This is a genomic window from Pseudomonas sp. SG-MS2 (assembly GCF_009933855.1).
GTDB classification, from domain to species: domain Bacteria; phylum Pseudomonadota; class Gammaproteobacteria; order Pseudomonadales; family Pseudomonadaceae; genus Aquipseudomonas; species Aquipseudomonas putida_E.
This window is the reverse complement of record NZ_MOMO01000124.1, coordinates 76,044-101,122: the sequence shown is the minus strand read 5'-3', so window position 1 is coordinate 101,122 and position 25,079 is coordinate 76,044. Positions and strand designations below refer to the sequence as shown.

Here is a 25,079-nt window from a genome sequence, read left to right as displayed (position 1 = left end):
AGGCCGCCCGCCGGCGGCCTGTGGACCCTGGAGAAGCACATGAGCGTCAAAAACCCGCAAACCCGTGACTGGCAAACCCTGAGCGGCGAGCACCACCTTGCACCCTTCAGCGACTACAAGCAGCTGAAGGAAAAGGGGCCGCGCATCATTACCAAGGCGCAGGGTGTGCATTTGTGGGACAGCGAGGGGCACAAGATCCTCGACGGCATGGCCGGCCTGTGGTGCGTCGCGGTGGGTTATGGCCGTGAAGAGCTGGTACAGGCTGCCGAAAAGCAGATGCGCGAACTGCCGTACTACAACCTGTTCTTCCAGACGGCCCACCCGCCTGCGCTGGAGCTGGCCAAGGCCATCACCGACGTGGCGCCCGAGGGCATGACCCATGTGTTCTTCACAGGCTCCGGCTCCGAAGGCAATGACACCGTGCTGCGCATGGTCCGCCACTACTGGGCGCTCAAGGGCAAGCCGCAGAAGCAGACCATCATCGGCCGCATCAACGGCTACCACGGTTCGACCGTCGCCGGTGCAAGCCTGGGCGGCATGAGCGGCATGCACGAACAGGGCGGCCTGCCGATCCCGGGCATCGTGCATATCCCGCAACCGTACTGGTTCGGTGAAGGCGGCGACATGAGCCCGGACGACTTCGGGGTGTGGGCGGCCGAGCAACTGGAAAATAAGATTCTGGAAGTGGGCGAGGACAACGTCGCAGCTTTCATCGCCGAGCCGATCCAGGGTGCCGGCGGCGTGATTATCCCGCCAGAAACCTACTGGCCGAAGGTCAAGGAGATCCTCGCCAGGTACGACATCCTGTTCGTCGCTGACGAAGTGATCTGCGGTTTTGGCCGTACCGGCGAGTGGTTCGGCTCAGACTACTACGACCTCAAGCCCGACCTGATGACCATCGCCAAAGGCCTTACTTCCGGTTACATCCCCATGGGCGGTGTGATCGTGCGTGACAAGGTGGCCAAGGTGCTCAGCGAAGGCGGAGACTTCAACCACGGTTTCACCTATTCCGGCCACCCGGTGGCCGCTGCGGTAGGCCTGGAAAACCTGCGCATCCTGCGCGACGAGAAGATCGTCGAGAAGGTCCGTACGCAAGTGGCACCCTACTTGCAGAAACGTCTGCGTGAGCTGCAGGACCACCCGCTGGTGGGCGAGGTACGCGGCCTGGGCCTGCTCGGCGCGATCGAGCTGGTCAAGGACAAGGCCACCCGTAGCCGTTACGAAGGCAAGGGTGTGGGCATGGTCTGCCGCAATTTCTGCTTCGACAACGGCCTGATCATGCGCGCGGTGGGTGACACCATGATCATCGCTCCACCCTTGGTGATCAGCCATGCAGAGGTGGACGAGCTGGTGGAAAAGGCGCGCAAGTGCCTGGACCTGACCCTCGAAGCGATCCGTTGAGCGCCTGCTAGGCTAGCGATGTGACATTAAGTCGTTACAAGGGGATGGTTTCCTTGAAACAGCGCCTTGTAACTTGCCAGACTAGCGGCTGTTTCAGTCGCCCGGCGCTCTGCACGGTAGGTTCTGGCTGCTGAACAGATGGCTAAATAAAAAATTCTGGAGCATGACGCATGAAGAAAATGGGCAAGACGTTGCTGGCCGCCGCCCTGATGGGTGCCATGGCCACCGCTGTACAGGCTGAAGACAAGGTGCTGAACGTCTACAACTGGTCGGACTACATCGCTCCGGACACCATCGCGAAGTTCGAAAAACAGACAGGCATCAAGGTCAAGTACGACGTCTTCGACAGCAACGAAACCCTGGAAGCCAAGCTGCTGGCGGGCAAGTCCGGCTATGACGTGGTCGTGCCGTCCAACAACTTCCTGGCCAAGCAGATCAAGGCGGGGGTCTACGAAGAGCTCGACCGCTCCAAGCTGCCGAACTGGAAGAACCTCGACGAAGACCTGCTCAAGGCCGTCGGTGACGCCAGCGACAAAGGCAACAAGCACGCCTTCCCTTACATGTGGGGCTCGATCGGCATCGGCTACAACCCGGAGAAGGTCAAGGCCGCGCTGGGCGTCGACAAGATCGATTCGTGGGACGTCGTGTTCAAGCCTGAGAACATCGAGAAACTCAAGAGCTGTGGCGTGAGCTTCCTCGACGCCCCGACCGAAATGCTGCCAGCCGCGCTGCACTATTTGGGCCTGCCTAGCGACAGCACCAAGAAAGAAGACCTGAAGAAGGCCGAGGACCTGTTCCTGAAGATTCGTCCTTCGATCACCTACTTCCACTCGTCCAAATACATCGGCGACATGGCCAACGGCAACATCTGCGTGGCCGTCGGGTACTCGGGTGACCTGGAGCAATCCAAAGCCCGCGCACACGAAGCCGGCGACAAGGTCAAGGTCGACTACATCATCCCGAAAGAAGGCGCTGGCACCTTCTACGACATGGTCGCCATCCCCAAGGATGCCGAGCACAAGGACGCCGCCTACAAGTTCATGGACTTCCTGATGCAGCCGGAAATCATGGCCGAGATCACCAACGCCGTACGTTTCCCGAACGGTAACGCTGCTGCGACCCCGTTGGTGGACAAGGACATCACCAGCGACCCGAGCATCTATCCACCTGCCGACGTGAAAAAGCACCTGTACGCGATCGCCGCGCCAGAAGCTGCTGCCCAGCGTCTGATCACCCGCAGCTGGACCAGGATCAAGTCGGGCAAGTAAGCCCGATGCAAGACCTCTGGGCCGGGGTTTTCCGGCCCAGAGCCGGTGAATGGCAATTGATGATTGCGGCATCGTGGCTGCGAGGGTAAGTTGCGCGCCGGTTTTGCGTGCGCGGCAGCGCTGCGCCGTTACCAAGGCACTGATTGTGAGGACCACCCACTTGTCTATTTCTGTATTACGCAAAGCCTTCATGGCTGGAGCGGGCCTGACGCTGGCATGCAGCGTCCAAGCGGCGCCTACGGTGCACTTCTACAACTGGTCCGACTACATTGGCCCGACCACGCTCGAAGACTTCGAGAAAGCCACGGGTATCAAACCTGTGCAGGACGTGTTCGACTCCAACGAAACCCTGGAAGGCAAGCTGCTGGCCGGCAACACCGGTTATGACGTGGTAGTGCCGTCCAACCATTTCCTCGGCAAGCAGATCAAGGCGGGCGCGTTCCAGAAGCTCGACAAGAACCTGCTGCCCAATTATTCCAACCTGGACCCGGCGTTGATGAAGCGCCTGGAAAAGAACGACCCAGGCAACCAGTACGCCGTGCCTTACCTGTGGGGCACCAATGGCATCGGCTACAACGTCGACAAGGTCAAGGCGGCACTGGGCGTGGACACCATCGATTCCTGGGCCGTGCTGTTCGAGCCCGAGAACATGAAGAAGCTCTCCCAATGCGGCGTGGCGTTCCTGGATTCGGCGGATGAAATGCTGCCGGCGGTGCTCAACTACATGGGGCTGGACCCCAACAGCACCAACCCCAAGGACTACGAGAAGGCCGAGCAGAAGCTGCTGGCGGTACGCCCGTACGTAACCTACTTCCACTCGTCCAAGTACATCACGGACCTGGCCAACGGCGACATCTGCGTCGCGGCAGGTTTTTCCGGCGATGTGTTCCAGGCCAAGGCCCGCGCTGAAGAAGCGAAGAAGGGCGTGAACCTGGCCTACGCGATTCCCAAGGAAGGCGGCAACCTCTGGTTCGACGTGCTGGCAGTCCCCAAGGATGCCAGGAACGTCAAAGAGGCTCACGCCTTCATCAACTATTTGCTGAAACCTGAGGTTATCGCCCAGGTCAGTGATTACGTCGGTTACGCCAACCCGAACCCCAAGGCTGGCGACCTGATGGACCAGGCCGTGAGGACTGACGCCGCGGTTTACCCACCGCAGGAAGTGCTGGACAAGATGTTCGTCAACAGTGAGTTGCCACCGAAGGTGCAACGTTTGATGACCCGCAGCTGGACCAAGGTCAAGTCGGGCAAGTAACAATCCAGGCCCGCCGCCAAAGCAGGGGCGGGCACACAAATCTTGTTGGGAGTTTCACTCATGGCAGTTGCCTCCGGTGCCTATAAGAAAGCCCTCGAGGGTGGCCAGCAACCCAAGCAGGTGTTGGTCAAGATCGACCGGGTCACAAAAAAATTCGACGAAACGGTAGCGGTGGACGATGTGTCGCTGGAGATCCGCAAGGGCGAAATTTTCGCCCTGCTCGGTGGCTCCGGTTCGGGCAAGTCGACCTTGCTGCGTATGCTGGCCGGTTTCGAGCGCCCGACTGAAGGGCGTATTTTCCTCGATGGCGTAGACATCACCGACATGCCGCCCTACGAGCGGCCGATCAACATGATGTTCCAGTCCTACGCGCTGTTCCCGCACATGACCGTGGCGCAGAACATCGCCTTCGGCTTGCAGCAGGACCGGATGCCCAAGGCCGAGATCGACGCCCGCGTGGCCGAGATGCTCAAGCTGGTGCACATGACCCAGTACGCCAAGCGCAAGCCGCACCAGCTCTCCGGTGGTCAGCGTCAGCGTGTGGCCTTGGCCCGTTCGCTGGCCAAGCGCCCCAAGCTGTTGCTGCTCGATGAGCCAATGGGCGCGCTGGACAAGAAGCTGCGTTCGCAGATGCAGCTGGAACTGGTCGAGATCATCGAGCGCGTGGGCGTGACCTGCGTGATGGTGACCCACGATCAGGAAGAGGCCATGACCATGGCCCAGCGCATTGCCATCATGCACTTGGGCTGGATTGCCCAGATCGGTTCGCCTGTGGATATCTATGAGACGCCCACCAGCCGCCTGGTGTGCGAGTTCATCGGTAACGTCAACCTGTTCGAGGCCGAAGTGATCGACGATGCCGAAGGCCATGCGCTGATCGCCTCGCCGGAACTCGAGCGCAAGATCTACGTTGGCCACGGTGTGTCCACTTCGGTTGAAGACAAGCACATCACCTACGCCCTGCGCCCGGAAAAAATGCTGGTGACTACCGAGCAGCCGGATTTCGAGCACAACTGGTCGCGCGGCAAGGTCCATGACATCGCCTACCTGGGCGGCCACTCGGTGTTCTACGTCGAGCTGCCCAGCGGCAAGGTGGTCCAGTCTTTCGTCGCCAACGCCGAGCGCCAGGGCACCCGCCCGACCTGGGGCGATGAAGTGTACGTCTGGTGGGAAGACGACAGCGGCGTGGTACTGCGGTCATGAAACTGCGCAAGCTCAAGCGAGCCTTCCAGCGCCTTATCCCCGAGGGGCGGCACCTGGTGATCGGCGTGCCGTTCATCTGGCTGTTCCTGTTCTTCATGCTGCCGTTCTTCATCGTGCTGAAGATCAGCTTTGCCGAAGCCGACGTGGCGATCCCGCCGTATACCGAGATCTACAGCTACGTCGAAGACAAGGTGCAGCTGGTAATCAACCTGGCCAACTATGGCCTGTTGACTGAGGATGAGCTGTACATCTCGGCCTATCTGGGCTCGCTGAAGATGGCCTTCATCAGCACCGTGCTGTGTTTGCTGATCGGCTACCCGATGGCCTATTCGATTGCCAACGCACGCAAGGAAACCCAGACCGTGCTGTTGCTGCTGATCATGATGCCGACCTGGACCGCGATCCTGATCCGCGTCTATGCCTGGATGGGCATCCTCAGCAACAACGGCCTGCTCAACGGGTTCCTGATGTGGACCGGGCTGATCGACCAGCCGTTGCAGATCCTCAACACCAACCTGGCGGTGTACATCGGCGTGGTCTATTCGTACCTGCCGTTCATGATCCTGCCGCTGTTCGCCAACCTGGTAAAGCACGACCAGAGCCTGCTTGAAGCCGCATCGGACCTGGGTTCGAGCACCTTCAACAGCTTCTGGAAGATCACCGTGCCGCTGTCGAAAAACGGCATTATCGCCGGCTGCATGCTGGTGTTCATCCCGGTGGTGGGCGAGTTCGTCATTCCGGAACTGCTGGGCGGCCCGGAAACCCTGATGATCGGTAAGGTGCTGTGGCAAGAGTTCTTCAACAACCGTGACTGGCCGGTGGCCTCTGCCCTGGCGGTGGTGATGCTGGCGATCCTGATCGTACCGATCCTGCTGTTCAACCGTAGCCAGGCCAAAGAGATGGAGGGCAGGGCATGAAGCGCTTCAGTTTCTCCAAGCTGATGCTGGTGCTCGGCTTGCTGTTCATCTACCTGCCGATGCTGATCCTGGTGATCTATTCGTTCAACGCCTCCAAGCTGGTAACGGTGTGGGGCGGCTGGTCGATCAAGTGGTACGTCGGCCTGCTCGACAACACCCAGCTCATGGGGTCGGTGATGCGCTCGCTGGAGATCGCCTGCTACACGGCGGTGGCGGCGGTGGCTTTGGGTACCCTGGCAGCCTTCGTGCTGACCCGGGTCACCCGCTTCAAGGGCCGCACGCTGTTCGGTGGCCTGGTCACTGCACCGCTGGTGATGCCTGAAGTGATCACCGGTCTGTCGCTGTTGCTGCTGTTCGTGGCCATGGCGCAGACGATCGGCTGGCCGCAGGAACGGGGCGTGGTCACCATCTGGATCGCCCACACCACGTTCTGCGCGGCTTATGTGGCGGTAGTGGTGTCGGCGCGCCTGCGCGAGCTGGACCTGTCGATCGAAGAAGCGGCCATGGACCTGGGTGCCAAGCCGTGGAAGGTGTTCTTCCTGATCACCATCCCGATGATTGCGCCGTCGCTGGCGGCGGGCGGCATGATGTCGTTCGCCCTGTCGCTGGATGACCTGGTACTGGCCAGCTTCGTGTCCGGGCCTGGTTCGACCACCTTGCCGATGGAAGTGTTCTCCGCTGTGCGCCTGGGCGTGAAGCCGGAGATCAACGCCGTGGCCAGCCTGATCCTGCTGTCGGTGTCATTGGTGACCTTCATGGTCTGGTACTTCAGCCGCCGCGCCGAAGAGCATCGCCGCAAGGCGATCCAGCAGGCGATCGAGGAGGGTGCTGCGGCCAGCGTGTCGCAGCCGCAGGTCAAACGCACGACGGCAGCCGCAGCGTCGGCCTGAGCGCGGTAGTCGCGGGCAAGCCCGCTTCCACAGGTAGGTTGCACGCCGCGAGGGCTGCATCGATCCAGTGGAAGCGGGCTTGCTTGTTTCAGGGCCCGCATTGTCGCCATGACCGCCCAACTGACTTTGATCAGTGTTTTTTCTGAACCCTGATCTACGCTAACAGTCGCATCCCACGAATCATTTGCGCGCAAGCCAGGAGCCTGCATGAGGGTGACGCGTTCACTGTTGGTCGTAGGCTTGGGGCTGCTTGGCCTGCTCACAGGTTGCAGCAAGGAAGAGGCTCCCGAGGTTTTGCCACGGGTCGGTGTATTGCAAGTCCAACCCACTGACTTCGCCGCCAGGGTCACCCTGACCGGTGATGTGCAGGCGCGTGTGCAGACTGATCTCTCGTTTCGCGTGGGTGGCAAGATCATCTCGCGCAGCGTTGACGTGGGCGACCACGTGAAGGCCAATCAGGTGCTGGCCCGGCTGGACCCCAAAGACCTGCAGAACGATGTCGATTCGGCCAAGGCCGAGGTGTTCGCTGCTCAGGCGCGCGTCACCCAGACCAGCGCGGCCTTCGTCCGCCAGCAAAAACTGTTGCCCAAGGGCTACACCAGCCAGAGCGAATACGACTCGGCCGAAGCATCGCTGCGCAGCAACCAGAGCGCGCTCAAGGCAGCCCAGGCGCAACTGGCCAATGCCCAAGAGCAACTGGGCTACACCGCATTGGTGTCGGAGGCTGATGGGGTGATCACCGAGCGCCAGGCCGAGGTCGGTCAAGTGGTCCAGGCAACCATGCCGATCTTCAGCCTGGCGCGCGATGGCGACCGCGATGCGGTGTTCAATGTCTACGAGTCCCTGCTGGTGGCGCCGCCGAGCGATGCCGGGGTGATGGTCAGCCTGCTCGACGACCCCAAGGTCCAGGCCCAAGGCTTTGTCCGTGAAATCACCCCGACCGTATCGGCCCAGAGCGGCACGGTGCAGGTCAAGGTGGCCCTGCGCAATGTGCCAGCGGCCATGCGCCTGGGTTCGCCTGTTACTGCCACGGCCAACGCGCAAGGGCGGCCGAGCATCGAGTTGCCTTGGGCGGCACTGACCAAGGCCTTGCATGAGCCTGCGGTGTGGGTGGTGGGTGAAGGCGACAAGGTTGAGCTGCGCAAAGTCCAGGTAACCCGCTATCTCACCGGCAAGGTGGTCATCGCCCAAGGCATAAAAGGCGGTGAGACGGTAGTCGTCAGCGGTGGCCAGTTGTTGCATCCCGGTATGCAGGTCGAGAAGGTCGATGCCAAGGACGGAGGCGCCGCACCATGAACAAGGTACTGTTGATGTGTGCGGCAGGCTTGCTGTTGACGGCCTGTGGCAGTGAGGAAGAACAACCCGAAGCCGTGCGCCCGGTGCTGTCAACCGTGGTCGAAGCCCAGGCGCAGTCGCAGCTTGGCCGCTTCGCCGGTACCATCCAGGCGCGCTATGAAAGCACGCTGGGTTTCCGGGTGGCCGGGCGCATTGCCCGGCGCTGGCTGGATGTCGGGGCCCAGGTGAAGCCGGGTGACACGCTCGCCACCCTTGATCCCACCGACCAGCAGAACCAGCTGCGCGCTGCCGAGGGCGACCTGGCCAGGGTCCAGGCGCAATGGATCAACGCCCAGGCCAATGCCCGCCGGCAACAACAGCTGTATGACCGGGGCGTCGGCGCCCTGGCCCAGCTGGACATCGCCCAGACCGACCTGAAAACCACCGGCGCGAGCCTGGAGCAAGCGCGTTCGGCGGTCAGTCAGGCGCGTGACCAGCTCGATTACAGCACCTTGCGCAGCGACCATGCGGCGGTGATCACGGCCTGGCAGGCAGAGGCCGGGCAGACGGTCACCGCCGGTCAGGCGGTGGTCACGCTGGCGCGACCTGACATCAAGGAAGCGGTGATCGACCTGCCCATCGGCATCGCCGAACAGCTGACCAAGGACCTGACGTTCACGGTTGCCTCGCAACTGGACAACAGCATCAATACCACCGCCATACTGCGTGAACTGGAGCCCCAGGCCGATGCCGCCACGCGCACCCGGCGTGCCCGCCTGACCCTTGCCAGTACCCCCGATGCCTTCCACCTGGGTACCGCGATCAGTGTCACCCTGACCTCGGCAATCACCCCGCGCAGCGAATTGCCGCTGAGCGCGCTGCTCGAGCGCGATGGCAAGACCCAGGTATGGGTCATCGATCCGGAGCAAAAAACCGTCGCTACCCGTGACGTTGCCCTGCTGGACCGCACCGGCGACAGTATCGTGCTGGCGTCTGGAGTGCAGCCTGGGGAGCGGGTGGTCACTGCCGGTGTCAACAGCCTCAAGCCTGGCCAGAAGGTCACCTTCGACGAGGAAGCGCAATGAAAGGAAGCTTCAACCTGTCCGAATGGGCGTTGCGCCATCAGTCTTTCGTCTGGTACCTGATGTTCGTCGGCCTGCTGATGGGGATTTTTTCCTACTTCAACCTTGGCCGCGAAGAAGACCCTTCGTTCACCATCAAAACCATGGTGATCCAGACCCGCTGGCCTGGGGCGACCCAGGACGAAACCCTGTACCAGGTCACCGACCGCATCGAGAAAAAACTCGAGGAGCTGGACTCCCTCGACTACACCAAGAGCTACACCCGCCCGGGTGAGTCCACCGTCTACGTCTACCTGCGAGACACCACCAAAGCTGCTGACATCCCGCAAATCTGGTACCAGGTGCGCAAGAAGATCCAGGATATTCGCGGCGAGTTCCCACAGGGTATCCAGGGGCCAGGGTTCAATGACGAGTTCGGCGATGTGTTCGGCTCGATCTACGCGTTCACCGCAGATGGGCTGACCCTGCGCCAGCTGCGCGATTACGTGGAGCAGGCCCGCGCCGAGGTGCGCGAAGTCCCCAATATCGGCAAGATCGAGCTGGTCGGCACCCAGGATGAGGTGCTCTACCTGAAGTTTTCCACGCGCAAGCTGGCCGCCCTGGGCATCGACCAGCGTCAGGTCATGCAAGCCCTGCAGCAACAGAACGCGGTAACTCCGGCCGGGGTGATCGAAGCAGGCCCAGAGCGGATCTCGGTGCGCACCACCGGGCAATTCGCGTCAGAGAAAGACCTGCAGACCGTCAACCTGCGCATCAATGACCGTTTCTTCCGTCTGGCCGATATCGCCGATATCGAGCGCGGCTATGTCGACCCGCCGTCACCGATGTTCCGTTATAACGGCCAGACCGCCATTGGCCTGGCCATTGGCATGAAGGCTGGCGGTAACATCCAGGTGTTCGGCGCCGCCCTCAAGAAGAAGATGGACAGCATCGTCAACGACCTGCCGGTTGGCGTAGGCGTTCACACCGTGTCCGACCAGGCGGTGGTGGTCAAAGAGGCGGTAGGGGGCTTTACCAGCGCGCTGTTCGAGGCCGTGGTGATCGTGCTGGCAGTGAGTTTCGTCAGCCTTGGCGTGCGTGCAGGGCTGGTGGTGGCCTGCTCGATCCCGCTGGTGCTGGCCATGGTCTTCGTGTTCATGGAGTACAGCGGCATCACCATGCAGAGGATCTCACTCGGTGCGCTGATCATCGCGCTGGGCCTGCTGGTGGATGATGCGATGATTACCGTCGAGGTCATGGTCACACGCCTTGAGATGGGCGAGAGCAAGGAACAGGCTGCGACTTTTGCCTATACCTCGACCGCGTTCCCTATGCTTACTGGCACCCTTGTGACCGTAGCCGGCTTCGTACCGATCGGCCTCAATGCTAGCTCCGCCGGTGAGTACACCTACACCCTGTTCGCGGTGATTGCCGTGGCACTGATCGTGTCCTGGGTGGTTGCGGTGTTCTTTGCGCCGGTGCTCGGTGTACATATTCTCAAGAGCGACAAGCTCAAGGGCCATGAGGCGGAGCCCGGCCGCGTGGGGCGGGCGTTCGAAGGTGGTTTGCTGTGGTGCATGCGGCACCGCTGGCTGACCATCATCGGCACCATCCTGCTGTTCGCCCTGTCGCTGTTCAGCATGCGCTTTGTGCAAAACCAGTTTTTCCCGTCTTCGGACCGTCCGGAAATCCTCGTCGACCTCAACCTGCCGCAGAACGCCTCGATCGAGGAGACGCGCAAGGTGGTCGACCGCCTGGAGGCGAAGATCAAGGACGACCCGGACATGGTGCGTTGGAGCACCTACATCGGCCAGGGCGCCATCCGTTTCTACCTGCCGCTGGACCAGCAACTGCAGAACCCGTACTACGCCCAGCTGGTCATCGTCAGCAAAGGCTTCGAGGAACGTGCGGGCATGATGGCGCGCCTGCAGAAGCTGTTGCACGAAGAGTTCGTCGGCATCGGCACCAATGTGCAGTCGCTGGAAATGGGCCCGCCGGTAGGGCGGCCGATCCAGTATCGGGTCAGCGGCAAGGACATCGACCAGGTGCGAAAGCATGCGATCGACCTGGCCACGATGCTCAATACCAATGAACACATCGGCGAGATGATCTACGACTGGAACGAGCCGGGTAAGGTGCTGCGCATAGAGATCGCCCAGGACAAGGCGCGCCAGCTCGGGCTGTCGTCCGAGGACGTGGCCAATGTGATGAACAGCATCGTCAGCGGCGCGCCGGTCACCGAGGTCAACGACAACATCTACCTGGTGGACGTGATCGCCCGTGCCGTGGACAGTGAGAGGGGCTCACCAGACACCTTGCAGAACCTGCAGATCGTCACGCCCAGTGGCACCTCGATACCCTTGCTGGCATTCGCCACGGTGCGCTACGAGCTGGAGCAGCCGCTGGTATGGCGCCGCGACCGTAAACCTACCATCACCATCAAGGCATCGGTCAACGGCGAGATCCAGCCTACCGACCTGGTCGCGCAGCTCAAGCCGAAGATCGATGAGTTCGCCAGCCAGTTGCCAGTCGGTTACGAGGTAGCCACAGGTGGTACGGTGGAAGAGAGCGGCAAGGCACAAGGGCCGATCGCCAAGGTCATCCCGCTGATGCTGTTCCTCATGGCGACGTTCCTGATGATCCAGCTGCACAGTGTGCAGAAGCTGTTCCTGGTGGTCAGCGTGGCGCCGCTGGGGTTGATCGGCGTGGTCGTGGCACTGGTGCCGACGGGCACGCCCATGGGCTTTGTGGCGATTCTCGGGATTCTCGCGCTGGCCGGCATCATCATTCGTAACTCGGTCATTCTGGTGACCCAGATCGATGAGTTCGAGGCCCAGGGCTACTCACCCTGGGATGCGGTGCTGGAAGCCACAAACCACCGCCGCAGGCCAATCTTGCTGACTGCCGCGGCGGCCAGTCTGGGCATGATCCCGATTGCCCGTGAGGTGTTCTGGGGGCCGATGGCCTACGCCATGATTGGCGGCATCATCAGTGCAACGCTGCTGACGCTGCTGTTCCTGCCGGCGCTCTATGTGGCCTGGTACAAGATCCGCGAGCCTCAGAAGCAATCCAGTTAGTCCTGCAGAAAGCTGGGGCCGCAGTGCGGCCCTTTAGCGATCTCGGCGAATAATAATTCTGGTTATATAAAAATTCTTAAACAGTATTTTTAAGAATATCTGTGCCTCTCTACTATTGCTCTCAAGCCAGGCGCATACCCCCTTCAAAAACCTCTGCCCGGCACCTCACTCACAGGAGAGCGAGCATGAGTGCATCTGTGCGCAGCATTGACGGTCAGGACGAAGCCACCATTGTGCGTGAGATCCAGAGCGCTCTGCGCGATCTGCGTTTCGGTGCGGTGGAGATTACCGTGCACAACGGTCAGGTCGTGCAGATCGAGCGTAAAGAGAAGTTCCGCCTGCAACAGCCCGGCAACAAGCCCGGCTGATACCGCACTTCACTCAAAACTAGAAAAATGCCAATCGGGAGCTTCACCATGTCCATCCGCCGTTATGCGCTCGCCGCCTTGGCCAGTGCCGTTTTTGCCGGTTCCGCCATCGCCAAGGACTACGAACTGCTGAACGTGTCCTACGACCCGACCCGTGAGCTGTATCAGCAATACAATGCTGAATTCATCAAGCACTGGCAGCAGTCTCACCCGGACGACAAGGTGAAGATCCAGCAGTCCCATGGCGGCTCGGGCAAACAGGGCCGCGCGGTAATCGACGGCTTGCGCGCCGACGTGGTGACCCTGGCCCTGGCGGGTGACATCGACGAGATCGCCAAGCTGGGCAAGACCTTGCCGCAGGACTGGCAGAAGCGCCTGCCGGACGCCAGCACCCCGTACACCTCGACCATCGTGTTTCTGGTGCGCAAGGGCAACCCGAAAGGTATCAAGGACTGGGGTGACCTGATCAAGAAGGACGTTGCGGTCATTACCCCCAACCCTAAAACCTCCGGTGGCGCGCGCTGGAACTTCCTCGCCGCCTGGGCCTACGGCCTGCAGCAAGGTGGCAACGAAGCCAAAGCCAAGGAATACGTGCAGGAGCTGTTCAAGCATGTGCCGGTTCTGGATACCGGTGCCCGTGGCTCGACCATCACGTTCGTCAACAACGGCCAGGGTGATGTTCTGCTGGCCTGGGAAAACGAAGCTTTCCTGGCGCTGAAGGAGGACGGCGGTGGCGACAAATTCGAGATCGTCGTGCCTTCGCTGTCGATCCTGGCCGAACCGCCTGTGGCGGTGGTCGACAAGAACGTGCAGAAGAAGGGTAATGAACAGATCGCCGAGGAGTACCTCAAGCACCTGTACAGCCCGGCTGGCCAGAGAATCGCTGCCGAAAACTTTTACCGCCCACGTGACGCGAAGGTCGCTGCCGAGTTCGGCAAGCAATTTCCGAAGCTGGATCTGGTGACTATCGACAAGGACTTCGGTGGCTGGAAGACAGCACAGCCCAAATTCTTCAATGATGGCGGGGTGTTCGACCAGATCTATCAGGCGCAGTAAACAGCCATGGAGAAGCGGGGCCGCCTTGCGGCCCTTTCGCGACACAAGGCCGCTCCTACAGGTAGAGCGTGGCCTTGTGTCGCGTAAGGGCTGCGCAGCAGCCCCAGGATTCACAAGCCTGCACCCGCCTGGCACATCCGCCGGGCTTGGTGCGTTAAACCAGGGATCTTTATGTCACGTCGCATTTCCCCTGTCATACCCGGCTTCGGGCTGACACTGGGCTACACCTTGGTGTATCTCAGCCTGATCGTGCTGATACCGCTGGCCGCCATGTTCGTGCATGCCGCGCAGCTTACCTGGGAGCAGTTCTGGAACATCATCAGTGCGCCGCGTGTGATTGCCGCGCTCAAGCTGAGTTTCGGCACCGCCCTGTTCGCCGCCATCATCAACGGTGTTATCGGTACCCTGCTGGCTTGGGTGCTGGTGCGTTATACCTTCCCTGGGCGCAAGATCATCGATGCGATGATCGACCTGCCGTTCGCTCTACCCACTGCCGTTGCGGGTATTGCTCTGACTGCGCTTTATGCCCCCGCAGGCTGGGTCGGTCAGTTCGCCACCGACCTGGGCTTCAAGATCGCCTACACCCCTCTGGGCATCACCCTGGCGCTGACCTTCGTCACCCTGCCGTTCGTGGTGCGTACCGTGCAACCGGTGCTGGCGGACATACCGCGGGAAGTCGAAGAGGCTGCTGCCTGCCTGGGCGCGAAACCACTGCAGGTGTTCCGGCACGTGCTGGCACCGGCCCTGCTGCCCGCCTGGCTCACAGGGTTTGCCCTGGCCTTTGCCCGTGGCGTGGGCGAGTACGGTTCGGTGATCTTCATTGCCGGCAATATGCCGATGAAGACCGAGATCCTGCCGCTGCTGATCATGGTCAAGCTCGACCAATACGACTACACCGGCGCGACTGCCATCGGCGTGCTGATGCTGGTGGTTTCCTTCATCCTGCTGCTGCTGATCAACCTGCTGCAGCGCCGCATCGAAACCCCTTGAAGGAGGCCGGCATGTCCAGTTCATCCCTGAGCACTAACGCCGCCGCCAATGCCGCACGTCGCGGCAGCGCCACGTCGCGGCGCATCCTGATCGGCCTTGGCTGGCTGGTGTTCGCACTGTTTCTGCTGCTGCCGCTGGTGATCGTGGTATCGCAGGCGCTGAAGAACGGTTTCGGTACCTTCTTCGAGGCGATCTTCGAGCCTGATGCCTTGTCGGCGCTGAAGCTGACGCTGCTCGCCGTCGTCATCTCGGTGCCGCTGAACCTGGTATTCGGCGTCAGCGCCGCCTGGTGCGTGAGCAAGTACACCTTCCGTGGCAAGAGCATCCTGGTCACCCTGATCGACCTGCCGTTCTCGGTATCGCCGGTGATCGCCGGCCTTGTCTACGTATTGATGTTCGGCGCCCAAGGCTTTTTCGGGCCTTGGCTGCAGGACCACGATATCCAGATCGTCTTCGCTTTGCCGGGCATCGTGCTGGCGACCATCTTCGTCACCGTGCCCTTCGTTGCCCGTGAGCTGATCCCGCTGATGCAGGAGCAGGGTACCCAGGAAGAAGAGGCTGCGCGCCTGCTCGGTGCCAACGGCTGGCAGATGTTCTGGCACGTGACCCTGCCGAACATCAAGTGGGGCCTGATCTACGGTGTGGTGCTGTGTACTGCGCGGGCCATGGGCGAGTTCGGTGCGGTATCGGTGGTCTCGGGCCATATCCGTGGCGTCACCAATACTTTGCCGCTGCACGTGGAGATCCTCTACAACGAGTACAACCACGTCGCGGCCTTCAGTGTGGCCAGCCTGTTGCTGATCCTGGCGCTCTTCATCCTGCTGCTCAAGCAGTGGAGCGAGAACCGTATTAACCGCCTGCGCCATAGCGCAGCGGAGGAATAAGTCATGTCGATCGAAGTTCGTAACGTCAGCAAGCGCTTCAACAGCTTCCAGGCCCTGGACAACATCAACCTGGATATCCACAGCGGTGAGCTGGTGGCCCTGCTCGGCCCTTCTGGCTGCGGCAAGACCACCCTGCTGCGCATCATCGCCGGCCTGGAAACACCGGATGACGGCAACATCGTGTTCCACGGCGAAGACGTCTCCGGCCACGATGTACGCGATCGCAACGTTGGTTTCGTGTTCCAGCACTACGCGCTGTTCCGCCACATGAGCGTGTTCGACAACGTTGCCTTCGGCCTGCGCATGAAGCCCAAGGGCGAGCGCCCGAGCGAGAGCAAGATTGCCGAGAAGGTTCATGAGCTGCTGAACATGGTGCAGCTGGACTGGCTGGCGGACCGCTACCCTGAGCAGCTCTCCGGTGGCCAGCGCCAGCGTATCGCCCTGGCCCGCGCTTTGGCGGTGGAGCCCAAGGTGCTGCTGCTCGATGAGCCGTTCGGTGCCCTCGATGCCAAGGTGCGCAAGGAATTGCGCCGCTGGCTGGCGCGTTTGCACGAGGACATCAACCTGACTTCGGTGTTCGTCACCCACGACCAGGAAGAGGCCATGGAAGTGGCCGATCGCATCGTGGTGATGAACAAGGGGGTGATCGAGCAGATCGGCTCCCCGGGGGAAGTGTATGAGAAGCCGGCCAACGACTTCGTGTACCACTTCCTCGGCGACTCCAACCGGCTGGCGTTGAGCGAGGGTCATCATGTGCTGTTCCGCCCGCACGAGGTGTCGCTGTCGCGCCATGAAACAGAAGGGCACCATGCCGCCGAGGTACGTGATATCCGCCCATTGGGCGCGACTACCCGGGTGACCTTGAAGGTGGAAGGGCAGAGCGAGCTGATCGAGGCCGAGGTGGTCAAGGATCACGACAGCCTGACCGGGCTGGCGCGAGGTGAGACGCTGTTCTTCAGGCCAAAGGTCTGGCAGAAGGTGGCGGATATCTGAGTTGCTTTAGCGGGTGAAAAACCCGGACAAGGTCCTGATGCCTGTCAGTTAAGCGATTCGGGGCCGCTTTGCGGCCCATCGCCGGCAAGCCAGCTCCCACTGGTACAGCGCAGACTCAAGAACTGCGCTGTACCAGTGGGAGCTGGCTTGCCGGCGATGGGCTGCGGAGCAGCCCCAATAATGCTAAACGACTGGCAGGCTAGTTTTGATTTTTGGTTATTAGTAAATATCTTCTTATTCCTTTAAGAATATAAACCCTTCCCTATACTTGCCTCCAAGCACGCAAATTCACAGGAGGCATCCCATGCACAATGAGTCCATTCGCTACCTGATTGTGCCGGGTTGGCAAGGATCGCCAGACAATCATTGGCAGAGTCACTGGCAGCGCACCTTGCCCAACAGTGCGCGGGTAGAGCAGCACGACTGGCTCACCCCGCAGCGCCAGGACTGGGTGCAGGCGTTGGAGCAGGCAATCGCTGCTGAACGCTCGCCGGTGATTCTCATTGCCCACAGCCTGGGCTGCATCACGGTCGCCCATTGGGCTGCCCAGGCCAACCCGGCCTTGCTGCGGCGCGTACGCGGCGCGCTGTTGGTTGCCCCGGCAGATGTCGAGCGGCCGACCTGCTCGCCCGCCCTGCGCAACTTTGCGCCGATGCCGCTGCAGGCCCTGCCATTTCCCAGCCAGGTGGTCAGCTCCGACAACGACCCTGCCGTGAGCGTGCCGCGCGCGCTGTACCTGGCTCAGGCTTGGGGCGCAGAAGCGGGGTTGCTGACCAATGCAGGGCATATCAACGTCAAATCCGGGCATGAACGCTGGGAGCAGGGGTTTGCCTTCCTGTATCGCCTGCAAAGCCGTGTCGAACAGCGCGCGCTGCGTCGCGCCTGATCGCCACCACTGTTTATCGTTTGCCTGACGCCCGGCCCGCAGAGGTTTGGGCGGGAGTTAGTCATGACTTTTCAAAACCCGTTTGGCCAGCCGCTGCTGACGTTCCCTGAGCTGGACAAGAGCCCACTTAGCATTCGTGCCAAGGCGCTGGTGTTCATCGACCCACGCTCGCAGCAGTTGCGCCAGGTGCTGGACCGCCTGGCACCGCAAGCCTTGCCGGTGCTGATCCGCGGTGAGACCGGTACCGGCAAGGAGTTGCTGGCTCGGCAAATCCACCGGGCCAGTGACCGTGGTGGGCTGTTCGTCTCGGTAAACTGCGCGGCCATCAGCCATACCTACGCCGATGCTGAGCTGTTCGGCTACAGCGCCGGCACCCATGGAGGTACCGCCAGCAGCCGGGCGGGCTGGTTCGGATCGGCCAATGGCGGCACGTTGTACCTGGATGAAATCGCCGACTTGCCGTTGGCGATTCAGGGCAAGCTGCTGGCCGCGCTGGAAACCCGTGAAGTCATCCGCGTCGGCGCGCAGCTGCCGCAACCGGTGGACGTACGCCTGGTGGCTGCGACGAGCATTGACCTGGCCCGGGTGGTCAAAGCTGGCAGGTTCAATGAACGCTTGTACCAGTACTTGCGTGAGGGCTCGCTGGAGCTGCCTCCGTTGCGTGAGCGCTGCGGCGATATCCTGCCGTTGGCTGAGTATTTCGTAGGTATCTACTGCGCACGCCTGCAGCGCCCTGTGCCGTTAATCAGTGAAGCGGCCCAGCAACTGCTCCAAGCCCACGCGTGGCCCGGCAATACCCGCGAACTGGAAAACATCATCCACTTCGCCCTGCTGGTGAATGATAGTGAAGAGATTCAGCCAGAGGACCTCGACCTGCCGAACACCCCGCGCTAGACGTTGCTCATAAACAAAGTGGGTAATGGCAATTTGCTTTTGGAATAAGCAGCTAATTAAAAGGTATTGTTGCGGAATAAAAAATCTCGGTATCTTGCGCCTTACGCCCGCTGATGAAACGGTTGGGCACCTGACTTTGCCATCACCGATGGCCCAGAAACAAAACAAGGACCACCATGAAGAAGACCCTGCTGACCACTGCCCTGGCCGCTGCCCTGTCGTTCTCCGGCCTGGCTGCCGCCGCCGAGAAACTGGTGGTTGCCGCGACCCCTGTGCCCCACGCCGAAATTCTGGAGCTGATCAAGCCGACCTTGGCCAAGGAAGGCGTGGACCTGCAGATCAAGGTCTTCACTGACTACGTACAGCCCAACGTACAGGTAGACCAGAAGCGCCTGGACGCCAACTACTTCCAGACCCTGCCTTACCTGAAGAGCTTCAACGAAGGTAAAGGCACCCATCTGGAAACCGTGATCGGCGTGCATGTCGAACCGTTCGGTGGCTACTCGAAGAAGATCAAGAACCTGTCCGAACTGAAGGATGGCGCCACCGTTGCCATTCCTAACGAAGGCAGCAACAGTGGCCGTGCCCTGATCCTGCTGCAGAAGGCTGGCCTGATCACCCTGAAAGACCCAAAAAACGCCCTGGCCACTCCGAAAGACATTGCCGAGAACCCGAAGAACCTGAAGTTCAAGGAGCTTGAGTCGGCCATGCTGGCGCGTGTGCTGGACCAGGTCGACCTGGACATGATCAACACCAACTACGCGCTGGAAGCTGGCCTGAACCCGGCCAAGGATGCGTTGGTGATCGAGGGTAGCGACTCGCCGTACGTGAACTTCCTGGTGGCCCGCCCGGACAACAAGAACAGCGAGGCTATGCAGAAGCTGGCCAAGGCCCTGACCAGCCCTGAGGTCAAGGAATTCATCGCCAAGAAGTACAGCGGTGCGGTGCTGCCGGCGTTCTGATTCGCCTGCTTAACCCTGGCATGAAAAACGCCGACGCATTCGCGTCGGCGTTTTTTTTTGGGGGGGCACAACGCTCAGCGTTGGCTACCCAATGCCCGGCTCAATGCCAGCAGCCACAGCAGTTGTTCGTTGGAGTCAGTCGGGCAGGGGCTTTTCATCGTTATCGTCCTTGTAGTGTGATGGCCGTGCGGATCGCAGTCTGAAGCTGTTGGAGAAGCCGACCCGAAGAAAAGTTTCCATCACTCTGTGGGTACCAGACGCAAGGTAGTGTGGGCCGGTATCACCCCCATTTGGGCGCGCTGATACTGCCCCTCGATATAGCCTTCAGCCTGATCCGAATAGTGCCGATCGAACGGCACACCACTCTGCCCGACCGGGTTGCTGGTCAACGCCTGCCCAGCGTCGGCGAAGTCGATCAATCGCCGTGTCGAAGGTCCATACGTCACCGGCCACGGCGCAGGCCCGATTTTCGCCGACAGGTTGTTGGGCACCTCATGGGTACCCGGCGCGGCAAACGGGCCGACGTTGAACAGCAGGTTCAACGGCTTTTTAACACCCAGTGGATGGTTGTGCGTCAGGGTATGCGCCTTGCCCCATTGCCAGCTGGCCGGGTCTTTGCCAAAGGTTGCGCGCAGGTGCCCGAGGGTTTGCTGCCAGGCGATGCGCACGATGGCGGTGCGGTCGGTACGTTGGTTGGCGCCGCGCGTGTTCCACCACGGTGATTGCGCGTCCGCCGCCAAGCGGGGCAGGGCAGAGTCGATGGTGCGGGTACTGATGAGCACCGGGAACCAGGTATCGCCCAGCTCGTCATGCAGCGCGGCATGTGCCAACTGGTAGAGAAACTGGTTGAACAGTGTGGCGCTGGTCGAGTCCAGCGGGTGATCTCCGCGCCAGGCGGCCAGTTGCTCTACCAGCTCCTTTTCCTCATCGCCCTGGGCGATCTCGCGCAGGGTCGCAAGCAGGGGCGCCAGGGTACGTGGGCCATAGTCGTTGGCGGTGTCCAGTTGCAGCGCCTGGCTGTTCTCGGTATCCCATTTCATTTGCGGGTTTGCCAGGTGGCGGTCCAGCTGGCGGCCCCGGTCCGGCAAGTTGTAGTAGCCCGGTATTGGTACCGCCGCTGGCGGCTGGTAGTTCGCTGAAACGATGTAACCGCTGGCCGGGTTTTCCTGCTGTGGGTTGACGCTGAAAGGATAGAAACCCAGCTTGTCGGCCTGGTGGCTCGCGCCATCGAGGATGAACGACGGGTTGACGCCATCCGGGCGGATCGGCAGTTGCGCCGCAGCCCACCAACCGATATCGCCACCTGCACTGGCCCAGACGAAGTTGAGCCCCGGCGCCTGAACCTTGGCCGCCGCCTCGCGCATCTTGGCAAGGGAGTCGGCACGGTTGAGCTGATAGAAGCCTTCGAGGATCGGATTCTCGGTTTCCAGGAAGGCCCACCACATCGCGATTGGCGTCGTGCCGGCGGTCGCGCCCAGCACGTCGTTGACGATCGGCCCGTGGGGTGAGCGGCGCAGGCTGATGCTGACCGGCCGCTCGCCTTTGACGGCGATTTTCTGCTCAGTCTTTTCCAGTGTTCGCCACTGGCCCTCGACCATGACCTGATCGCTGTTGGCCGGGTTGGTCTTTTCCGCAATCAGGTCGACATCGTCGTTCTGGAACATGGTCAGGCTCCAGCCGAAGTCGCGATTGTGACCGAGCAGCGCGAACGGGTTCAGCGCCTGGAAGTAGCCGTACAGGTTGAACCCTGGCGCCGACAGCTCGGCCTCGTACCAGACGGCCGGCACCGCGAAGCTGATGTGCGGGTCGCCGGCCAGCAGCGGCTTGCCGCTGCGGGTACGGCCGCCGGCCACTGCCCAGGCATTGCTGCCTTCGAATTGGGGAATGCCGGCATCGCCAAGGGCTTGGTGGCTGAGGCGGGCGAGGGTTTCAAGGCCCTGCCAGTCCTGCGCCGCCAGCGGGGTCCCCAGCGCGCCGTCAGGTTGCCAGTCGAGGTCGAAAATCTTCAGGTACTGCGGCCCGAGCTGGTCGCGGATGTAGGTCAAGGCAGGCTCGGTGCGGAACGCGGCGGCAAAACTGTAGGCCAGGTAGCCGGCAATGCTCAGGGTGTCTTCAGCGGTGAACGGCCTGGGCGTTATGCCTATAAGGTCAAACTCCATGGGTTTGGGGTGGCTCGCCTGCCAGGCGTTGATGCCATCGAGGTAGGCTTGCAAGGCCTTCCATGCGGGGGATTGGTGGTCCAGGCGCTGAACCATCAGCGCCGCCTGATCACGGATGCGCAGGCTGCGGAACAGGGTATCGGTGGGCAGCAGCTTGTCGCCCAGCACCTCGGCCAGTTCACCGCGGGCCAGGCGGCGCATGATTTCCATCTGGAACAATCGGTCCTGGGCATGCACGTAGCCGAGGGCGCGGTACAAGTCTGCTTCGTTCTGCGCCTGCAGGTGCGGCACGCCGCGGGTGTCATAGCGCACACTGACCGGGGCCTGCAGGCCGGCTACCGCTACCTCGCCGTCACGCTGCGGCAGTTTGCCGTGCACGTACCAGTAACCGGCACCGGCGGCCACGGCCACTACCACGGCCAAAAGGGTCAGGCTGCGCTTCATTGAAGCTCCTTGTGCATTCGAGCGGGAATTGTGGTCCGATCTTCGGCGGATTCGCGCAAAGAGCATAGCCCTCGACAGGAGTTTCCATGTCCCTCAGCGAAAAACAGAAAATGCTCAGCGGCCAGCCCTACCACGCCGGCTGCCCCGAACTACAGGCTGAGCAAATCGCCAGCAAGCACTGGATGCAGCGCTACAACACCAGCTTCGAGTTGCTTAACGAAGCCCGCAACGGCCTGCTTGCCGAGCACTTCGGCCATGTGGGCGAAGGCACGGTCATCCGCCCGCCGTTCTATTGCGACTACGGCTACAACATCAGTGTCGGCCGCAATACCTTCATGAATTTCAACTGCGTGATCCTGGACGTGCTGCCGGTACGTATCGGCGATGATTGCCAGGTTGGCCCGGCGGTGCAGATCTACACCGCCGATCACCCGCTCGACCCTGAACTGCGGCGTACCGGGCTGGAGAGCGGACGGCCGGTGACCATCGGCAACAATGTGTGGATCGGTGGTGCGGCAATCATCCTGCCCGGGGTGACCATTGGCGATAACGCAGTGGTTGGTGCGGGCAGTGTGGTGACCCGCGATGTGCCGGCAGGCGCGGTGGTGGTCGGTAACCCGGCGCGCGTGCGTCAGCCGGCCCAAGGGCAATAGCAGCCGACGGCCAGCGTGTTCGATGCGGTGACGTGGCGGCCATCGAGCAGGGCCTTGAGGATCGGCTCGATGAAGCTGTTGCTGGCGTTGCACACCGCACCTTCGCTGTAGGGGCCGAAGTACGCGAGGTTGCCTTGGCGGTCCCAGATCGCTACGGCCGGAGAGGCGGGCAGGTTTTCGCTGCCCGGCAGGTGGGTGATGGGCTGCAGGCGGGTGAGGCTTGCCGGCAGCTGGCCATGGCTGCCCGGCTTTTGCACGACGTGGAAGGCCACGCCCTTGTCTGCGAAATGGCTGACCAGGTCACCCAGGTGCTGCTGGTTGCCGACATTGCACGGGCAGGTCGGGTCCCAGAAGTGCACTACGCGCACAGGACCGGGGCCGGCGAGCTCTGCGGGCAGGCGCAGCTGGCTACCGTCGAACAGCGTGGTCTGGCTTTCGAACGGGCGCAGGTAGCGGGACTGAAAGCTGTCGTATGCCCACCAGAGCACGGCGGCGCATGACAGTAGCGCAATGGCTGAAAGTATCGGCTTGATCGTTCGAGTTTTCATGGCCCATCCGCAGCCCTTGGAGGAGCGGTCTTGTTGATTGAAAAAGTGGCCAAGCTTGCCACGGCGCAGCCAAGAGCTGAATATCCCGGATCAATACTCGCTTCGCTGTGGATGTACCCGATGCCTGCCGCTTTTCACCCCGACCGCCTGCGCGCCAGCCTCGCGCCCCTTGGCAAACGCCAACCCTTGTCCGTTCAGGCGCAGGATTATCAGCGTTTCTACGGCCTGAACCTGCCGGCGCAGAGCTGGCTGGGCGGTTTTCAGGCAGCGGGTTTCGAACTGGTGGGGCAGGTCTGGCTACCATCGCAGCCCGTGGCGACAGTGTTTGTGCTGCATGGCTATTACGACCACATGGGCCTCTACCGCCACGTGATCGAATGGGCACTGAAACAGGGTTATGCAGTGATCAGCTGCGACCTGCCTGGCCATGGCCTGTCCAGTGGCGAGCGCGCCAGCATCACTGATTTCGCACTCTATCAGCAGGTGCTCGATGCCCTGTTCGAGCAGGCGCGCGGCCTTGCTTTGCCGCACCCGTGGCACCTGTGCGGGCAAAGCACTGGCGGTGCCATCGCCGTCGATCATCTGTTGCATCAGGGGGTACAGAGCCCGGTTGATGGCCAAGTGATCCTGCTTGCGCCGCTCGTGCGCCCGCGCGCCTGGCTGTGGTCGAAACTCAGTTATCGGGTGTTGCGTCACTTCGTCAATGGCATTGAGCGGCGTTTCAGCGAAAACAGCAACGACCCGACGTTCTTGCCGTTTCTGGAGGCCGACCCGCTGCAGCCTCGGCGCCTGCCGACAGCCTGGGTCGGCGCGCTGATGGCCTGGGTCAAGCGGATCGAGGCCGCGCCGTGCAGCCCGCGGCGGCCGTTGATCGTGCAGGGGCAGGCCGATGGCACAGTGGACTGGCCCTACAACCTCGAAGTGCTCAAGGCCAAGTTTGCCGAGCCACAAATCCTGCTGCTGCCCGAAGCCCGTCACCACCTGGCCAACGAACTGCCGGGCATCCGCCAGCGCTATTTCGACTTCATCGACCAGCGCTTGGGCTGATCACTTGAGGTTCGCGCCGCTCTGGCCGACTGCCAGGCCGGCGCGCACAGCTGCCACGGCGGCCTGGTAGTACGCTTTGCCTTGGGGGGACTCGGCGAAGGTGGCGAACTCTTCCAGCTCGGCGTCGGACAGGTCGCGGTAGACGTAAAGCAACGTATTGTTGAGGTCTTCGCCAATCTGGTTCATCAGCCGCTGGCGCTGGCCATCGAGCAGGCCTTGGGCCTGGCCACCGCCGAACAGGCCGGGGATCATCGAGCTAAGGCTGTCGGCCGCCACACCGGCTATCGCCAGGCTAACCTCGGCACCGGCTTCGCGGGCCGGAAGGGCCTGAGCCAGGTGCCCGATGATCAGCAGACGGTTATCGCTGGCCTGAATTTTCGGCAAGCCCTTGGCGTGCTTGGCCAACTGGTCCTTGCGCGTGGCCAGCAGTTCGGCGGCGACGATCTTGCGCCCCAGCGGTGACTGGAAAAAGGCCAGCGCCGGCGCAGGGTCGGGCAGGGCGCTGCGCAATTGCGCCTGGGCACGGCGGTCCATGGCCTCGGCCTGGAAGCGCTGGTTGCTGTTACTGACCAGCGCCTGGTAAACCGCAGGCGGCAGGCTGTTGCGATAGCGCTGCTGGGCAGCGCTCACGGCATCATTGAAATGGGCGCGCTGGTCGGGCCAGCCGGCGGCCTTGTACAGCTGATCGAGGCTGTCTGCCCAGACCGGCATGGTGCAGATCATCAGCAGAATCAGGGAAAACAGACGGCGCATTCAGGACTCCTGTCGGCAGATGGCTATTGTCCTTGGCTCGGCGCCGGTTTGTCGAGATAGCGGAGTGTTTCTCGGCCAAGTGGCGCTGTGCGAGT

General features: G+C 61.7%; 22 protein-coding genes. 19 read left to right on the top strand and 3 right to left on the bottom strand.

What is annotated here, in order from left to right; all coding sequences use genetic code 11:
* Positions 1-39 precede the first annotated feature (39 nt).
* From BLX42_RS10415 to BLX42_RS10335, 17 genes are all read left to right on the top strand, one after another.
* On the top strand, positions 40-1,401 hold the full coding sequence (locus tag BLX42_RS10415) for an aspartate aminotransferase family protein (protein WP_161871737.1): 1,362 nt from the start codon (positions 40-42) through the stop codon (positions 1,399-1,401).
* A 170-nt stretch (positions 1,402-1,571) separates the two neighbouring features.
* The gene (locus BLX42_RS10410) at positions 1,572-2,669 is read left to right on the top strand and encodes a polyamine ABC transporter substrate-binding protein (protein WP_046786978.1); all 1,098 of its coding nucleotides are present in this window, start codon (positions 1,572-1,574) and stop codon (positions 2,667-2,669) included.
* Positions 2,670-2,829: 160 nt separating this feature from the next.
* Positions 2,830-3,924 carry a polyamine ABC transporter substrate-binding protein gene (locus BLX42_RS10405; protein ID WP_119689111.1) on the top strand — a complete coding sequence of 365 codons (1,095 nt, stop codon included), beginning with the start codon at positions 2,830-2,832 and terminating at the stop codon, positions 3,922-3,924.
* Between the two features lie 60 nt (positions 3,925-3,984).
* Positions 3,985-5,127: a polyamine ABC transporter ATP-binding protein gene (potA, locus tag BLX42_RS10400; RefSeq protein WP_012312231.1), complete on the top strand. Its 1,143-nt coding sequence runs from the start codon at positions 3,985-3,987 to the stop codon at positions 5,125-5,127.
* 35 nt (positions 5,128-5,162) lie between these two features.
* Positions 5,163-6,044 (top strand): ABC transporter permease subunit, encoded by an 882-nt coding sequence (locus tag BLX42_RS10395; protein WP_172655290.1) that lies wholly within the window; start codon positions 5,163-5,165, stop codon positions 6,042-6,044.
* A complete protein-coding gene (locus BLX42_RS10390) occupies positions 6,041-6,934 on the top strand; it encodes an ABC transporter permease subunit (protein ID WP_046786979.1) in 894 nt (297 codons plus the stop codon). Before BLX42_RS10395 ends, BLX42_RS10390 begins: the two co-directional genes overlap by 4 nt.
* 207 nt (positions 6,935-7,141) lie before the next feature.
* Positions 7,142-8,230 carry an efflux RND transporter periplasmic adaptor subunit gene (locus tag BLX42_RS10385; RefSeq protein WP_161871736.1) on the top strand — a complete coding sequence of 363 codons (1,089 nt, stop codon included), beginning with the start codon at positions 7,142-7,144 and terminating at the stop codon, positions 8,228-8,230.
* On the top strand, positions 8,227-9,294 hold the full coding sequence (locus BLX42_RS10380) for an efflux RND transporter periplasmic adaptor subunit (RefSeq protein ID WP_161871735.1): 1,068 nt from the start codon (positions 8,227-8,229) through the stop codon (positions 9,292-9,294). Before BLX42_RS10385 ends, BLX42_RS10380 begins: the two co-directional genes overlap by 4 nt.
* Positions 9,291-12,347, top strand: coding sequence for an efflux RND transporter permease subunit (locus BLX42_RS10375; RefSeq protein WP_161871734.1), 3,057 nt, complete (start codon positions 9,291-9,293; stop codon positions 12,345-12,347). Before BLX42_RS10380 ends, BLX42_RS10375 begins: the two co-directional genes overlap by 4 nt.
* A 185-nt stretch (positions 12,348-12,532) precedes the next feature.
* Positions 12,533-12,715, top strand: a complete 183-nt coding sequence (oscA, locus tag BLX42_RS10370; RefSeq protein WP_046786983.1) for a sulfur starvation response protein OscA — start codon at positions 12,533-12,535, stop codon at positions 12,713-12,715.
* A 48-nt stretch (positions 12,716-12,763) separates the two neighbouring features.
* A complete protein-coding gene (locus tag BLX42_RS10365; RefSeq protein ID WP_161871733.1) occupies positions 12,764-13,771 on the top strand; it encodes a sulfate ABC transporter substrate-binding protein in 1,008 nt (335 codons plus the stop codon).
* Between the two features lie 171 nt (positions 13,772-13,942).
* Positions 13,943-14,761: a sulfate ABC transporter permease subunit CysT gene (gene cysT / locus BLX42_RS10360; RefSeq protein WP_161871732.1), complete on the top strand. Its 819-nt coding sequence runs from the start codon at positions 13,943-13,945 to the stop codon at positions 14,759-14,761.
* A gap of 11 nt (positions 14,762-14,772) precedes the next feature.
* Positions 14,773-15,645, top strand: a complete 873-nt coding sequence (gene cysW / locus BLX42_RS10355) for a sulfate ABC transporter permease subunit CysW (RefSeq protein ID WP_046786986.1) — start codon at positions 14,773-14,775, stop codon at positions 15,643-15,645.
* 3 nt (positions 15,646-15,648) lie between these two features.
* On the top strand, positions 15,649-16,638 hold the full coding sequence (locus BLX42_RS10350; protein ID WP_012312241.1) for a sulfate/molybdate ABC transporter ATP-binding protein: 990 nt from the start codon (positions 15,649-15,651) through the stop codon (positions 16,636-16,638).
* Between the two features lie 304 nt (positions 16,639-16,942).
* Complete coding sequence (locus BLX42_RS10345) at positions 16,943-17,524, top strand: alpha/beta hydrolase (protein ID WP_161871731.1); 582 nt, start codon at positions 16,943-16,945, stop codon at positions 17,522-17,524.
* Between the two features lie 63 nt (positions 17,525-17,587).
* Entirely contained in the window at positions 17,588-18,418 is an 831-nt protein-coding gene (locus BLX42_RS10340) for a sigma 54-interacting transcriptional regulator (RefSeq protein ID WP_161871730.1), read from the top strand.
* Between the two features lie 176 nt (positions 18,419-18,594).
* On the top strand, positions 18,595-19,380 hold the full coding sequence (locus BLX42_RS10335; RefSeq protein ID WP_046786990.1) for a MetQ/NlpA family ABC transporter substrate-binding protein: 786 nt from the start codon (positions 18,595-18,597) through the stop codon (positions 19,378-19,380).
* Between the two features lie 239 nt (positions 19,381-19,619).
* Here BLX42_RS10335 and BLX42_RS10330 read toward each other — a convergent pair whose 3' ends face one another.
* Entirely contained in the window at positions 19,620-21,983 is a 2,364-nt protein-coding gene (locus BLX42_RS10330; protein ID WP_161871729.1) for a penicillin acylase family protein, read from the bottom strand.
* 86 nt (positions 21,984-22,069) lie between these two features.
* Here BLX42_RS10330 and BLX42_RS10325 point away from each other — a divergent pair, with 86 nt between their 5' ends.
* Positions 22,070-22,636 (top strand): sugar O-acetyltransferase, encoded by a 567-nt coding sequence (locus BLX42_RS10325; RefSeq protein WP_115273336.1) that lies wholly within the window; start codon positions 22,070-22,072, stop codon positions 22,634-22,636.
* Here BLX42_RS10325 and BLX42_RS10320 read toward each other — a convergent pair.
* Positions 22,615-23,184, bottom strand: coding sequence for a DUF6436 domain-containing protein (locus BLX42_RS10320; RefSeq protein WP_161871728.1), 570 nt, complete (start codon positions 23,182-23,184; stop codon positions 22,615-22,617). The genes BLX42_RS10325 and BLX42_RS10320 overlap by 22 nt on opposite strands.
* Before the next feature lie 120 nt (positions 23,185-23,304).
* Here BLX42_RS10320 and BLX42_RS10315 point away from each other — a divergent pair, with 120 nt between their 5' ends.
* Complete coding sequence (locus BLX42_RS10315; RefSeq protein WP_046786994.1) at positions 23,305-24,231, top strand: alpha/beta hydrolase; 927 nt, start codon at positions 23,305-23,307, stop codon at positions 24,229-24,231.
* Here BLX42_RS10315 and BLX42_RS10310 read toward each other — a convergent pair whose 3' ends face one another.
* Positions 24,232-24,984 carry a DUF2059 domain-containing protein gene (locus BLX42_RS10310; protein WP_046786995.1) on the bottom strand — a complete coding sequence of 251 codons (753 nt, stop codon included), beginning with the start codon at positions 24,982-24,984 and terminating at the stop codon, positions 24,232-24,234. It lies immediately after the preceding gene.
* Positions 24,985-25,079 lie beyond the last annotated feature (95 nt).

What these genes read in the sequence shown, in the direction of transcription:
- BLX42_RS10380 (WP_161871735.1), top strand. Translation starts at nt 8,227, where the DNA reads ATGAACAAGGTACTGTTGATGTGTGCGGCAGGCTTGCTGTTGACGGCC.
- BLX42_RS10385 (WP_161871736.1), top strand. Translation starts at nt 7,142, where the DNA reads ATGAGGGTGACGCGTTCACTGTTGGTCGTAGGCTTGGGGCTGCTTGGC.
- cysT (WP_161871732.1), top strand. Translation starts at nt 13,943, where the DNA reads ATGTCACGTCGCATTTCCCCTGTCATACCCGGCTTCGGGCTGACACTG.
- potA (WP_012312231.1), top strand. Translation starts at nt 3,985, where the DNA reads ATGGCAGTTGCCTCCGGTGCCTATAAGAAAGCCCTCGAGGGTGGCCAG.
- BLX42_RS10410 (WP_046786978.1), top strand. Translation starts at nt 1,572, where the DNA reads ATGAAGAAAATGGGCAAGACGTTGCTGGCCGCCGCCCTGATGGGTGCC.
- BLX42_RS10335 (WP_046786990.1), top strand. Translation starts at nt 18,595, where the DNA reads ATGAAGAAGACCCTGCTGACCACTGCCCTGGCCGCTGCCCTGTCGTTC.
- oscA (WP_046786983.1), top strand. Translation starts at nt 12,533, where the DNA reads ATGAGTGCATCTGTGCGCAGCATTGACGGTCAGGACGAAGCCACCATT.
- BLX42_RS10320 (WP_161871728.1), bottom strand. Translation starts at nt 23,184, where the DNA reads ATGAAAACTCGAACGATCAAGCCGATACTTTCAGCCATTGCGCTACTG.
- cysW (WP_046786986.1), top strand. Translation starts at nt 14,773, where the DNA reads ATGTCCAGTTCATCCCTGAGCACTAACGCCGCCGCCAATGCCGCACGT.
- BLX42_RS10315 (WP_046786994.1), top strand. Translation starts at nt 23,305, where the DNA reads ATGCCTGCCGCTTTTCACCCCGACCGCCTGCGCGCCAGCCTCGCGCCC.
- BLX42_RS10330 (WP_161871729.1), bottom strand. Translation starts at nt 21,983, where the DNA reads ATGAAGCGCAGCCTGACCCTTTTGGCCGTGGTAGTGGCCGTGGCCGCC.
- BLX42_RS10325 (WP_115273336.1), top strand. Translation starts at nt 22,070, where the DNA reads ATGTCCCTCAGCGAAAAACAGAAAATGCTCAGCGGCCAGCCCTACCAC.
- BLX42_RS10375 (WP_161871734.1), top strand. Translation starts at nt 9,291, where the DNA reads ATGAAAGGAAGCTTCAACCTGTCCGAATGGGCGTTGCGCCATCAGTCT.
- BLX42_RS10365 (WP_161871733.1), top strand. Translation starts at nt 12,764, where the DNA reads ATGTCCATCCGCCGTTATGCGCTCGCCGCCTTGGCCAGTGCCGTTTTT.
- BLX42_RS10340 (WP_161871730.1), top strand. Translation starts at nt 17,588, where the DNA reads ATGACTTTTCAAAACCCGTTTGGCCAGCCGCTGCTGACGTTCCCTGAG.
- BLX42_RS10390 (WP_046786979.1), top strand. Translation starts at nt 6,041, where the DNA reads ATGAAGCGCTTCAGTTTCTCCAAGCTGATGCTGGTGCTCGGCTTGCTG.
- BLX42_RS10350 (WP_012312241.1), top strand. Translation starts at nt 15,649, where the DNA reads ATGTCGATCGAAGTTCGTAACGTCAGCAAGCGCTTCAACAGCTTCCAG.
- BLX42_RS10310 (WP_046786995.1), bottom strand. Translation starts at nt 24,984, where the DNA reads ATGCGCCGTCTGTTTTCCCTGATTCTGCTGATGATCTGCACCATGCCG.
- BLX42_RS10345 (WP_161871731.1), top strand. Translation starts at nt 16,943, where the DNA reads ATGCACAATGAGTCCATTCGCTACCTGATTGTGCCGGGTTGGCAAGGA.
- BLX42_RS10415 (WP_161871737.1), top strand. Translation starts at nt 40, where the DNA reads ATGAGCGTCAAAAACCCGCAAACCCGTGACTGGCAAACCCTGAGCGGC.